8 protein-coding genes and 1 pseudogene are annotated in these 13,742 nt (G+C 50.9%); 6 read left to right on the forward strand and 3 right to left on the reverse strand.

What is annotated here, in order from left to right; all coding sequences use genetic code 11:
• Positions 1–140: 140 nt before the first annotated feature.
• Positions 141–242, reverse strand: a pseudogene (locus AC2215_RS00230) (IS630 family transposase); the annotation flags it as partial.
• A gap of 403 nt (positions 243–645) precedes the next feature.
• On the reverse strand, positions 646–2,163 hold the full coding sequence (locus tag AC2215_RS00235) for an RNA-guided endonuclease InsQ/TnpB family protein (RefSeq protein WP_486807930.1): 1,518 nt from the start codon (positions 2,161–2,163) through the stop codon (positions 646–648).
• 58 nt (positions 2,164–2,221) lie between these two features.
• Between AC2215_RS00235 and AC2215_RS00240 the strand changes: the two genes are divergently transcribed.
• Positions 2,222–2,413 carry a hypothetical protein gene (locus AC2215_RS00240; RefSeq protein ID WP_486807931.1) on the forward strand — a complete coding sequence of 64 codons (192 nt, stop codon included), beginning with the start codon at positions 2,222–2,224 and terminating at the stop codon, positions 2,411–2,413.
• A gap of 70 nt (positions 2,414–2,483) precedes the next feature.
• Positions 2,484–2,636: a hypothetical protein gene (locus AC2215_RS00245; RefSeq protein ID WP_486807932.1), complete on the forward strand. Its 153-nt coding sequence runs from the start codon at positions 2,484–2,486 to the stop codon at positions 2,634–2,636.
• 178 nt (positions 2,637–2,814) lie between these two features.
• On the opposite strand, the gene AC2215_RS00250 is transcribed toward AC2215_RS00245, so the two are convergent.
• Complete coding sequence (locus AC2215_RS00250; protein ID WP_486807933.1) at positions 2,815–4,146, reverse strand: WD40 repeat domain-containing protein; 1,332 nt, start codon at positions 4,144–4,146, stop codon at positions 2,815–2,817.
• A 1,653-nt stretch (positions 4,147–5,799) separates the two neighbouring features.
• Here AC2215_RS00250 and AC2215_RS00255 point away from each other — a divergent pair.
• The 4 genes from AC2215_RS00255 (at position 5,800) to AC2215_RS00270 (ending at position 13,508) form a co-directional block, all read left to right on the forward strand.
• On the forward strand, positions 5,800–8,514 hold the full coding sequence (locus AC2215_RS00255) for a hypothetical protein (RefSeq protein WP_486807934.1): 2,715 nt from the start codon (positions 5,800–5,802) through the stop codon (positions 8,512–8,514).
• Positions 8,515–8,691: 177 nt separating this feature from the next.
• Positions 8,692–11,412: a hypothetical protein gene (locus AC2215_RS00260; RefSeq protein ID WP_486807935.1), complete on the forward strand. Its 2,721-nt coding sequence runs from the start codon at positions 8,692–8,694 to the stop codon at positions 11,410–11,412.
• Between the two features lie 34 nt (positions 11,413–11,446).
• On the forward strand, positions 11,447–11,629 hold the full coding sequence (locus tag AC2215_RS00265; protein ID WP_486807936.1) for a hypothetical protein: 183 nt from the start codon (positions 11,447–11,449) through the stop codon (positions 11,627–11,629).
• A 1,042-nt stretch (positions 11,630–12,671) separates the two neighbouring features.
• Positions 12,672–13,508 carry a sulfotransferase family protein gene (locus tag AC2215_RS00270; RefSeq protein WP_486807937.1) on the forward strand — a complete coding sequence of 279 codons (837 nt, stop codon included), beginning with the start codon at positions 12,672–12,674 and terminating at the stop codon, positions 13,506–13,508.
• Positions 13,509–13,742 lie beyond the last annotated feature (234 nt).

A 13,742-nucleotide genomic window follows, 5' to 3' on the forward strand; every position in this document is an offset into this window, starting at 1 on the left:
CGATGCATCACTTTTTCTAAGACCCCCGTCGATGGCCCCGAGAACTTTCATACGCAAATCGTAACTGTAGGGAATCGCCATGGCTGGATGTCAAAAGATCGAGGAACACACTTCATTATGTCCTAAGCGCGGAGCGCTTAGGACATAATGAAGAGTTCGCTGGCCTCTTTTTTGTTGAGACCATTCAACTCGATCGCTTCGATGACTTTTTGCCGGAAATCATTACTGTAAGGTTTAGGCATTGAGGAAAATTTTTCCAGGATTTTCACTTCGAGTGTATGCGATCGCACCTTCGAGCGGAGGGCGACTCACCAACAGGTCGTGTCCTAACCTCTCTGAATACAGCTATATCTGAGGGGAAAAACAAAACCTTGAATATCCAAATGCTATAGCCTGCGGCATGGCTAACGCTAACGCCCTCTTTGCTGTAACCGGACAGGACGTAACCTGCTTTTCCCATGTTTTCATCACACAGAAGTTAATCGCGATCGTCTTCCAAAATCTCACCCAGATATCGCCACACAAATTCTTGGGCAGCTTCGCGATCGATTTCTTTGAGCGCTTTGGTAATCGCCGCAATATTCTCCGCACTCGGATCTAATCCTTGACACTCCCCGCTCTAAAGAGGCGGGGATTCTCCGGACTTTAAGCCCGGATATCCTCACGTTTGAGGTTCTTGCCCCGAATCTGTTTGCCCAATTGGGTAGATTCGTTTCTGACAGGCGTAACTTTCCGAGAGTCCCCCGGTAGTGTCTCTGACTTATTTCGCGGGAAGACAAAACCCGCACGTTCGACAATTGTTCTCGATGCTTGCGTATCGGCATGGTCGATATGACCGCATTCTTCACAGACAAACTTCTCACCGTTTCGATTGAGCTTTGAAACATGACCGCAATTGCGGCACTCTTGAGAGCTGTACTGAGGAGCGACCTTAATCACGGGATGCCCCGTTTTGACTCCAATCCACTCGATTTTCTCGACCAACGACCCCCAGCAAGCATCGGCAATCGCACGGTTCAATCCGCGCTTTGCCGATTGCCCGTTGGAAAGAAAACGCCCCGTGTCTTCGCATTTCTTCGGTTTACACTTGGCTTTCATCCCCCGGATGTTCAAGTCTTCCACCACCACCGCATCAACCTTTCGATGGGCTTGCTTGGCAACCTTCCACTGGTAGGCGGTGCGTTTCTGGGATATCTTGCGATGCAGTTTCGAGACTTCAACCGCAGCCTTCGAGCGGTTCCGCGACCCTTTGGCTTTCCGGTTAACCCGCCGCTGCCCGATCCGCATCCGTCTGCGGGTTGCTTTATCCGTTGCAAACCGGGAGTTATCGGCAAAACTACCGTCACTGAACGATGCGAGTTTATTAATACCAAAATCAACTCCCTTTGCTCCTTTGACATCGGCTAGGGGGAGCTGGGGAACCTCATCGGGAACCGTTACCAGAACGGACATATACCATCCATCCACCTTTTTGGTGATGGTGATAGAGCCTCGCTTCAAGCCGTCCATCGATCGAGAATCGTGGAACCGCATCCAACTGATGAAGGGTAGGTAAACCTTGCTGATGTGGTGTTTGCGATCGCGACCGTTAATTATCTGTGCGAACTCGAATTTACAGTCAGCGGGTTTGTACTCGAAGCTCGTAAACTGGTGCGCTCGCTTGAACGAGGGATAACCTCCAAGCCCTTTGTAGAATCGGCTAAAGGCTGTGTCTAGACGAACGAGGTTGCGTTGTAGAACGTTGGAGTGTACCCGCTTGGCATAATAATTCTGTTTCCGGAACTGAGTCAGTGCCTTACTTTGAATACCACCAGGCAAATCCCAAGTGGTCTTAGACGGTTTGAGGACTTTCCCCGTCGCCTTATCCACCTTGGATCGAGTGGTCTTGGTTAAGGGGATACCGATGGGTTGAACTCCATGCTTGCGAACGGGACAAGTCAGAGCGCAACACAACGCGCCGAACACCTCATGAGAGTCGATGTCGCATCGCGCACCATCGGTGTAATGTTCCGACACGTCCCAAAACTGGTTATTCAACTCGTACCCACGATCGCGCTCGCCTAGAGAGTAGTTGTACTGCTTTCGGAGCGTAATCAGCCACTCGTCCATCAGCGTGGTTTGGGTTCGATTGGGGATTAACTTAAAGTTGTATCGGACTTGCATAGTGATTCGACCTAAACACTACTTGATATAGTTTTAGTATAATCTACGGTTCTAAATTATGACAAGGATAGAAGGGAAGAAAACCGAAAAAAGAATGCGGGGGGTTCCCGTACATTACGATGAGTTGAAGAAAAAACATGGCGTGTGGCTTACCGATTACGCCTGGGAACTGTTGAGGGAGAAAGCGAAAGCGGACGGAGTTAGTGCGGGGGAGTATCTAGAACGATTGATACGGGGGCTAGGTGACTGAAGTCACCCGAGCCGCATTCATCCCCCGGTTAAAACACGGGGGCTTCCTGCATCCCGTATTCCTTTAGGTGATGATTGTCGGTTCTCGCCTGGGAGTCCTCAGCATTATCCATTGCCTCGTGCGTCTCGGCTTCACCCAAATGACCGACTGGAGTCCCTGGCAAAGCATCCCCAACAGCCGCAAGTGGATGCGGATCGCAACTAAGTGGGTGCGGCAGGGGTGAGGACATTGGAGCGGGGGGAGCGGGGGGAGCAGGGGGAGCAGGGGAAGCTGGGAGAGAGGTAAGGTGTAGGGTGTGGGGTATGGGAAAAATTCATCTCCCTTGTCTCCTTGTCTCCTTGTCTCCTTGTCTCCTTGTCTCCTTGTCCCCTTGTCTCCCCTTCTCCCCTTCTCCCCAAAACCTACACTCGATGCTTGCGTTTCGACCATTTGAGTGCCGAACCGGCTACGACGATCGAACCCAGCACCACACCGGGTTCGGGAACTTTCTGGGAAGATGCGGTCTCGAAGACGTAGACAGCGCCGGTATTTTCGCCGCCATCATCGGCACCGAATGCCGCCACGATCGCCCGATCTCCCTCGAACGCCACACCATTACCAAACAAATCCCCTTCTTCCGGAGTAGGGTTGTTCAGGGTTTGCAGCAGTTCCCCGGTGGTGAGATCGAATACGTGCGCTGCGCCGCTATTACTGGCACCTTCATCATCGGCAATGGCACCGACGAGTAAGGTATTGCCATGAGCCGTTAGGGAAACACCGAAAACATCTCCGACATCGGGTGTGGGATTGGTTATGGTTTGCTGGAAATCCCCCGTAGTCGCATCAAAGAGGTGAACCACGCCGGAGTTGTTAGCCCCCTCATCATCGGCTCGCGCGCCAATGGCGATCGTGTTGCCCGAAATCGCCAAAGCACTGCCGAAGACATCCCCCCGTGCGGGAGTGGGATTGGAGAAGGTTTGCAGGAAATCCCCCGTGGTGGCGTCGAACAGATGAGCTGCACCGCTGTTTTCTTCCCCTTCATCATCCAAGAACGCACCGATGAGAACTCGATCGCCGTCTAATGCAACGGCATCGCCGAAGAGATCTCCACCCTCTGGAGTGGGGTTGTTGAAAGTATGCAGTAAATCCCCCGTGGTGACATCGAACAGGTGAGCCGCGCCGGTATTGGGGGCTCCCGTATCTTCCGAGGGGGTTCCCACTAAGACTCGATTTCCGTTCACTGCCACGGAGTGACCGAATTCGCTATTGTTGCTGGGATTGGGATCGAGGAAGGTTTGTAACAAGTCTCCCGATATCGCATCAAACAGGTAAGCCGCACCACTATTGTTGCCATCATCGTCCATGGGAGCGCCAACGATCGCATTATTTCCGTCAATCGCCACCGCAAAGCCGAATTGGTCGCCAAAGGGGTTGTTTGCCGGAGGGGTAGGGTTGGAAAAAGTGTGGGTGAGGCTGCCGGTGGTGATATCGAAGAGATAGGCGACATCTACGGCAGTACCGTCGTCTTCATCATCTCCGAGAGCGCCCACGAGCAGATGGTTTCCGGAAACGGCCACCGCATGGCCAAATAAATCGTCATTTGCCGGGTTGGGGTTGAGTAAGGCTCGATCGAAGTCAAAGGTGACCGCGAGTGTCAGAGGTTGTACGAGAATCACCCAACTCAAGGCAAGCGCAGATGAAGCCAGGGGAACGAGCGTACCTTGCGGGAGGTAGATCTTGAGAATATTCATCATTCTTGTTCTCTGAGGTAAACGTCGGACAATATGAATCGCGTAACTGGAGTCCGGTAGATGTATGCCCTCGAGCGTTCTCAAATACTGAGCTCAGTATTTTTTTGGAGTACTTTTGTGCTTGCCTGAAGTGTCTGGGTGTTTTTACGCAAGCTCTATGGACTCGATCGTATCAAAGTACTGCGCAAAAATACGTAAATTTATATGTCTCTCGATCGCTTATTTTTAATAAAATAGAAAATACCTTAATACCGGGATTTTCGGAACAATTGCCCTTCAGTTCTTGCTCCTCAATGGCTCTTGTACTTCACGGAATCTTTAAATTAGTCCTGAATTCTTTCGCGTTCAGTAAATTTTCGGTAAAGTCGCTTAAAATTGCTTCCGTAAAAACATAGAGATTGTGTATCTTGCTTGTAATGAGTGAATCTATGACGAGTCTCCGATGCGCTCCGATCGTCGTAGGTTGTACTTGCGCTCTATCTCAAAATCTACGTGCCAATTCGCCTTTGGCTCGTCAAATCTAGTTAGTCTGGGGTCGCACCGTCAACTCGCCATACATCCCGAACCTGGGTGTAGATTGTAATTTTATCGAGGCTATTTCGCCTTCACGTTCCTGTCTGAAACGGGATGTAGACAGAATTGACGATCGACCCTCAGACTTTTATTTAAAAAGGGATGATTAGTCACGTCACGAGTCACTAAATTCTCCAAAACCTAACAAAGTACAGGGTCAAAGGGAAATTTTTCGGCTCCGTTACCTCGATTTTATTTTTTCTCGATCTCGAGGTTTAAAATCGTCAAGTCTAACAGTCTCTCAAAGATAGATTGTTCGGGTTATCTTGTTTGATTTCTGGCAAATTGTATCGAGTTTTATTTGAAATGTGACGGAACATTTTGAAATCAATCTCGTCAATTTTTCCGTTTTTCCAACAGACTCCATATTCACCAGGCAGAGTAAGAGGCTGAGTTTCAGTGGGTTGAATGTTCTTGAGGAGCAAAACGTACCAACCTGAGTTCGATCTCAACCTTAAAAGAGTCTATTGCTTAGTCGTCGAAATGTAGATAGCTCCGCGAAAAAGTCGTAATTCGAGTGAGAGTGAGTTAAGTCAAGCTGAGTCGGATTTAAAAAATCTGCTCTCGAAAAACTCACCCCGACTGTTCTTCGCGAGAACGATACATCCTCAACCTAAACGGAAATTTTTCAGGACTAGAGCGGCGATCGATATACGAGGACGAGAAGAGAGAGATTCGTTTTTTCTGGCTCCGTTATTTCTCTCGAGATCTCGATGTACGGGAGATTTTCCCTAGCAAAATCCCCCTCTCAATCGACGTCAATCGGTCTCAAAAATCAGGATGTAAAGCCACTCAAAAAATCGGTGACGGGGTGCGTTCGGCAGAGAATTTGTCGATCGCGTTCCTGGGATAAGAGCACTTGATTCTCAAAGGGAGCAATCGATGGATGGATGTTTCTTGAAATAGGTTGTCATCTCTGACGGGAGCATTTTGCCCGAAAAGCCTCTAATTTTCCCGTGGCTAAAGCAATCGGGAGAAAGAGAAACCGCTTCGGGTCTCAAGCAAAATCCTCAATCTCATGGGTCAATTTTGCTCTCGATTCAACTCTGTCTTACGTGCATATCTACCGGAGTCGATTTAAATATGAAGAAGAATAATGGGGTCATTAGAAGCGTTCGATCGTTTGACGATTTTTTCGATCGACCCAGCATTTCTCGACCGGAAGGATTGGTCTTCATCCCGGAAACCGATCGCTTCCTGATTTTGGACGGTCAGTCTTCGAACCAAACCCAATTCGAGGTTTTAACCCCCTCAGAAGATTCGATCGCCTCGGTGAATCGACCCGTATCGATTCAACCCATTAATACCGCCTTCGATGCCAAATTCAACCGTTTGCTCGGCATTCATCCCAGCGGCAATACATTAATCGCCACTCAAACCGATCGAAACGGCAATCCCAACCCCAACACCCAAATCGAGTTTGACATCAAATCTTTGGGGATTAAAAATGCCCGAGGCATCAGCGTTGGCACCGATGGCACCCTCTACGTTCTTGATGGTGCAGCAAAGGCGATCGTGCGGGTCCAACCCAATGCCGATGGCAGTTTTGACGATGCAACGGTATCCCAGATCGATTTGCCCAAAGATGTGGTGAATCCCCGAGGGATTGCCGTCGATCCGAGCACCGATCGCATTCACGTGTTGAGTCCCTCCCAGGACATCCTCTACGAACTCTCCCCAGCCGGTGAGGTTACGGACACCCGCGATGTCTCTCAATTAGACCTCAAAGACCCGCAATCCCTGGTGTTTGCCCCCACCAGCGATTCGACAGACTCAGCCGATCGGATGAGTTTGTTCGTAGCCGATAGCGACCCCAACTCCGCCGGCATCCAGGAATTATCATTTTCCGCCCCCCTGACGCTGGCGGCAACGGCGAATGGGAACTTCGTCCAAACGATCGATACCTCCGGCTATCCCAGTCCCGATCCGGCCGGCATTGCCTACGATAGTACCTCCGATCGCCTCGTCATTACCGACTCCGAAATTAACGAAATCCCCAGCTTGTTTACCGGAGACAATCTGTTTGAAATTACCCGGTCTGGCAGTCTCACCAACAGTACCGGGACGACGGCTTACTCGAACGAACCCACGGGGATTACCTTCAACTCGGCATCCGATCGCTTTTTCATTTCCGACGACAACGCCGACGAAATCTTTCAAGTCAACGCCCAATATCAAAAACTCGCTCAGTTCGACACCCGAGGGTTTGGCAGCGACGACCCCGAAGGGGTTACCTATGCCAGCGATTTGGGAGACCTGTTTATTGCCGATGGTGTCGATAACGAAATCTACCGAGTCACCACCAGCGGCAGTTTAGTCAGTCGCTTCGATACCGCCAGTTTGGGAATTAGCGACCCCGAAGGCATCGTTTACGATTCCGTCAGCGGTCACTTATTTATCGTCGGTCAACCCGACGATGTCGTGGCGGAAGTCACCGTCAATGGTGCCCTCGTCGATACCATCGACATTTCTGCTGCCAATACGGTGAAGCTAGCGGGACTCACCATCGCCCCCGACCCGCAAAATCCCTCCCAGCGGAACCTATATATTGTCGATCGCGGCATCGATAACAACGACGATCCCAATGAAAACGACGGTCAGGTTCACGTCTTTGCCCTGAACGATCCTCCACCCGGTACGGCCGATCTAGATTTATCGAACACCGTCAGCACTCCTTCTCCCAAAGTCGGGGATAACGTCACCTTTACCCTCACCGTCAATAATTTCGGACCCGATGATGCCAACAATATCGAAGTCACCGACCAGCTTCCCGCGGGGTTGACTTTGGTTTCGGCAACTCCGAGTCAGGGCAGCTACAACAGCGGTACGGGGGTTTGGGATGTGGGCACCGTCACGAAAAACGATGCGGCTACTCTCGAGATCGTTGCCACCCCAACGACGTCGGGGAGTATTACCTATACCGCCGAGGTGACGGCATCGGATCTGCCCGATCCCGACTCCACCCCCAATAACGGCGTTACCAGCGAAGACGATTTCGCCAGCAGCAACCTTATCGTTCGCAAACCCACTCAACCCGATACGATCTACGCGGGTAGTTCCACCAATGGGAGTGTTGGCGGACTGGATTTTAAAGATGAAGACATTTTCGTTTTCGATATCGTTACCGGCACGTGGTCGATCCACTTCGATGGCTCGAATGTGGGTTTGGGTATCAGCGGTTCCGATGTCGGTGCGTTTCATATCGATACCGACGGCAGTATCCTCCTGAGTTTGAACGATACAACAACCCTCCCCGGCGTAGGCAGCGTCGACGAACACGATATCGTCCGCTTTATCCCCACATCCACGGGACTCAACAACACAACGGGGACTTACGAGTTGTACTTCGACGGCTCGGATGTGGGCTTGACGACGAGTAGCGAAGATCTCGATGCGATCGGGTTTGCCCCAGACGGTCGTTTGCTCGTCAGTCTCAAGGGGTCTGGCGTGGTTCCCGGCGTTTCCTCAGTCAGAGATGACGACCTGCTGGCTTTTAACGCTTCGAGTTTAGGTCAGACCACCAGTGGAACCTTCGAGCATTACTTCGATGGTTCGGATGTGGGCATCAGTCAAAGTAGCGAAGATATCAACGGCACTTGGATCGACGGGAATGGCGATATTTATCTGACCACCGTTGGCAATTTCGATGTTCCCGGCGTCACGGGGGATGCGGCAGATATCTTTACCTTTACCCCAACTTCAACGGGAGCGAATACGAGCGGCACGTTTGCGCCGTTCTGGGATGCTTCGGCAAACGGACTGACGGGAACGAACCTCGATGGCTTATTCCTGGCTTGATGACGATCGAACGAACTGCAATCGGACCTAGAGCTGACTGAGTCGGGATTTGGGCCTCTCATCCACGATCGCCCTTATCCCTCCCCCATCTCCCCCATCTCCCTTGTCTCCCTTGTCCCCCTTGTCTCCCCATCCCCCCAACTCTCTCTAACCTGTCATCTACCAGAGTTACCGACCATGAATAACCCAAAAGGCTTCATCCGACGAATTGGAGATTTCGACGATCTGTTTGAGGAAACCAACCTTTCTCAGCCAGAAGGGTTGACCTTTTTGCCCGAATCCAACAACTTTCTCCTAGTGGAGAGTCAGTCTTCCACCTCAACTCAACTCGATGCGATCGCCCTTTCTGAAGATGACATTGACTCCCAGAACCTATCGGTATCCATCGAACCGATTAATACTGCTTTCGATCCCAACTTCGATCGCCTGCTTGGCATCGCCCCCAACGACAACGACATCATTGCGATCGAAACCAACAACAGCGGCGACTTAAACCCCAATACTCAGGAGGAATTTGACATCAACTCCCTGGGGATCGATGAGGCCCAGGGAATCAGCGTTGCTACCGACGGTACCCTGTACGTTCTCGATGGTGGGGCTGAGGAGATCGTGCAGGTCGAACCCCACACCGATGGCAGCTTGGACGGTGCGAGTGCTGCCGCCATCGACTTACCCAATACCATTTCCAATCCCCGAGGGATTGCCGTCGATCCGACAACCGGGCACCTTCACGTGTTGAGTCCGTCCCAGGACATCCTCTACGAACTCTCCCCAACCGGTCAAGTACTCGACACCCGCGATGTCTCCCAGTTGGGATTCCAAGATCCGCAAGCCCTCACCTTTGCCCCCACCCGCGATTCCACCGACTCGCCCAATCGGATGAGTTTGTACGTCACCGATAACGACCCCAACTCCGCCGGGATTCACGAGTTATCATTTTCCGCCCCCGTAACGCGGGCAGCCACGGCGAACTGGACGTTTATCGAGACGTTCGATACCTCCGGCTATCCCAGTTCCGATCCAGCAGGCCTTGCCTACGATAGCACCTCCGATCGCCTCGTCATTACCGATTCTGAAATTAATGAAATCCCCAGTTTGTTTACCGGGGACAATCTCTACGAAATCACCCGGTCTGGGAATCTCACCAATGCGTTTGGGACGACGGCCTACTCTCGGGAACCGACGGGGATTACCTTCAACGCCGGGACGAATCGCTTCTTCATCTCCGATGACAACGATCGAGAAATTACGGAAGTCAACGCCCAATATCAAGAGATTCGCGAGTTCGACACCACCAACTTTGGCAGTGGCGATCCGGAAGGGGTGGCTTACGCGGCGAATTTGGGAGACCTGTTTATTGCCGATGGCATCGATAACGAAGTCTATCGGGTGACCCCCAACGGCAATTTGGTCAGTCAGTTCGACACCGAGAGTTTAGGCATTACCGACCCCGAAGGGATTGTCTACGATCCCCAAAGCGGTAACCTACTCATCGTCGGCGAACCCAACGATGTCATTGTCGAAGTCACCGTCACCGGCAATCTGGTGGATACCTTCGATATTTCCGCTGCCAATGCGATCGAACCTGCGGGTTTGACGATCGCCCCCGACCCGCAAAATCCATCCCAGCGGAACTTATATATTGTCGATCGCGGCATCGATAATAACGCAGATCCCAACGAAAATGACGGTCGGGTTCACGTTTTTGTCCTCGATACGATCGTCGCTGACGAAGCCGATTTGTCCCTTTCCACCACCGTTAGTAACGGGACAGTAACAGAGGGCAATAACGTTACGTTTACCCTCACCCTCGATAATTCCGGCCCCGAAAATGCTACCAATGTTGAAGTCACCGACGCACTGCCAGCGGGGTTTAGCTTCGTGTCAGCCACCGAAAGCCAGGGCAACTACAACAGCAATACGGGGGTTTGGGATGTTGGCAACATCAACAACAACGGTACGGCAACCCTAGACGTCGTCGCAACGGCCGATACCGCGGGCAACTTCACCTATACGGCGGAAGTGACGGCATCCGACCAAAGCGACCCCGACTCCACCCCCGGTAACGGCGTCCCCAGCGAGGACGATCTCGATAGCAGCAATATTACTGTCGAACCCGACAATCCCGCATCCGGCGATCTCATCTACGTCAGCAGTACCACCGGCGGCAATCTCAACGGACTCCGCTTTCGAGATGAAGATATTCTGGTCTTCGATTCGGTTACCGGAACCTGGTCTTTGCACTTCGATGGTTCGGATGTGAATTTAGGAGGCAGCGGTATCGATCTCAGAGCCTTCCATATCAACTCCGACGGCAGTATCTTGATGAGTTTTAGCAATACCGTCAACCTTCCCGGTATCGGGAATGTAAACGCCCAGGATATCGTTCGTTTCATCCCCTCCTCCACCGGCAACAACACCGCTGGAACCTACGAATTCTACTTCGATGGGTCCGATGTGGGTCTGACGAATAATAACGAGAAAATCGATGCGATCGCATTTACCCCCGACGGTCGTTTGCTCGTGAGTACTCAGGGATCGGCCTTTGTTCCCGGCGTGTCGGCAGCCGATGAAGATCTTCTGGTCTTCAACCCGTCCAGCTTAGGTACCGCCACCAGCGGCAGTTGGCAACGCTACTTCGACGGATCGGATGTGGGTTTGACCCAGAACAGCGAAGATATCAAAGGTGCTTGGGTGGATGGCAATGGTGACATTTACCTCACCACCCTCAACAATTTCAACGTTCCTGGTGCCAGCGGGGATTCGTCTGATATCTTCACCTTTACGCCCAGTTCGACGGGGGTGAATACGAGTGGGACGTTTGCACCGTTCTGGGATGGATCTGCCAACGGGTTCGCTGGCGAAAATATCGATGGTCTGTTCCTCGATTTAGCTTGATTAACGTCAGTTTTGGATAAGACTGTTTCAGGTGATGGTGGGGAACACCGGAACGGGGAACGGGCAATGGGCAATGGGCAATGGAGTAGTTTTCTCCCCAGCCACCAGATGTACCCAGTATTGTCGCCTCACTTTCAGGAGGCAAGACGTGCGCCCGAACGTCACCCAGAGTCGGCATCCCGGCGACACGGCCGCATCAAAACTGACGTTTGATTAACGTGAGTAGGGGTTAAGGATGTTTGAAAGTCGAGCAAGGTAATGTGGATGGGAGTCATGGGTAGAAAAACCTCGAACCCCATCGACCCTAACCATGAGTTGTCATCCCCGACTCTACCCCCTACACCCTACACCCCACACCCCACACCCCACCGGAAACTGTCTTATCCCGAACTGACGTTAATTAACCCGCGGTCTTTCTCCCACCGCGATTGCCAGCAACGCCGGCTCACCTTGGCTATATTCGTGCCTACAGTGGCGAGTGCGATAACACCAGTTCAACGAACGACTCGTGGATCGCCACAGTCTGAGAGCGGAGATCGATAAAAATCTCCGAGAAAATACCGATCTAAAAATTGAGAACAATCGTTCAATAACGTCAGTTTTGGATAAGAATGTTTCCGGTGAGGGTGGGGAAAGACTTCGGGTTAATTACACAACTATCTGGCGTTGTCCTAACGGTCATGGCGACTGCTATAGAATTCAAATGTTGAGTCGCTCTTCAAACTGCCGGCTATACTCGGCTTGACAGAGTGTTGATTTTGACCTGAATACTTACGCCAGAACAACCGTCAATTTTTATCGCTGTTGAATCAAATTATCGCCAAGTCAGATGCGATTTTTTAGCAATGGGTTTGCCCTCTGTAAAAATACGGAATACAAGAATTAATTTTATAAAAAGACTCCATTTTTTTACGCACAAAAGACGTTTGAATTGAAAAATTAAGCAATTTGGCGCATTTCCAAATATCAGTCAAATGGCTTATTTTTTTTGTGCAAAAAAAAGATATATTCCCGAGGAATTGATTGAATGTTAAAACAATCAAAAAGTATTGGACTCTCCCAAAAATAGAACTCTAAATCGCTCTTTTCTTGATGAAACGAGTGCTCTAAGTCCTGAGAGCATTCCACGATTCTCAAAAAATCCAAGACTCGGTTGTGCCCAAATTTTCACCCAAACCTGTGAATCCATAGAAATTTAAAATCATTTCCAACAAAACTTACGCCAAGATTCGCTCGAGTATACGTCTAGGTAATCGATCGTGAACGTGCCTCTCCCAGAAAACATTCATTTTATCTCGGGTTTACCCCGTTCCGGTTCCACTCTACTCGCAGCCTTACTTAAGCAAAATCCCCGCTTTCATGCTGGTATGAGTAGTCCCGTCGGTGGTTTGCTCAGTCGCCTTTTGGAAGGCATGAGTAACGATGAAGGTTCAGTGTTTATTACCCAAGAACAAAAGCGAGATATCCTTCTCAGTGTCATGGGTTCTTACTATCGCTCGGCTTTAGAGAAAGAACAAATTATCTTTGATACCAACCGTGTTTGGTGCAGCAAGCTGCCCTTAATCCAAGACCTTTTCCCCCAAGCTAAAGTGATTTGCTGTGTCCGTAATATTGCTTGGATTATGGATAGCATCGAGCGTTTGGTGCGGCGCAATAGTTTGGATGTTTCTCGTCTGTTTAATAACCGAGGGGAAGCTTCTACGGTGTTTAGTCGCACGGAGGCATTGAGTCAAGGAAATCGCTTGGTTGGCTTTGCCTACAATGCCCTCAAGGAAGCTTTTTACAGCGACCTAGCTGAAAAGTTACTACTGGTGGACTACGAAATTCTCGCCCGTCGTCCCCAGGAAACCTTGGATCTCATTTATCAATTTATCGATGAACCCAGCTTTGCCCATAAGTTTGAAAACATCGAATATGACGAACCCGAGTTTGACTCCCAACTGCGTACCCAAGGGCTACATCGGGTCAAGGCGAAGGTAGAATTCGTCCCCCGCGAGACGATTTTACCCCCGGATTTGTTCAAGAGTTTTAGCCAACTCTCTTTTTGGAACGACCCCAATCAGAGTCGGGCCAATGTTATTGCCGTAGGCAAGTAACTGAGTTCGGGGTTCGGGGTTCGGAGTTCGGGGTAGGCGGAGGAAGCAGAGGAAGCGGGGGAAGCTGGGGAAGCTGGGGAAGCAAAACCCTAGCAATCTCTCCCTTGTCTCCCTTGTCCCCTTGTCCCCTTGTCTCCCTTGTCCCCTTGTCCCCTTGTCCCCTTGTCCCCTTGTCCCCTTGTCCCCTTGTCCCCTTGTCCCCTTGTCCCCTTGTCCCCTTGTCCCCTTGTCCCC

This window comes from Zarconia sp., from assembly GCF_057467645.1.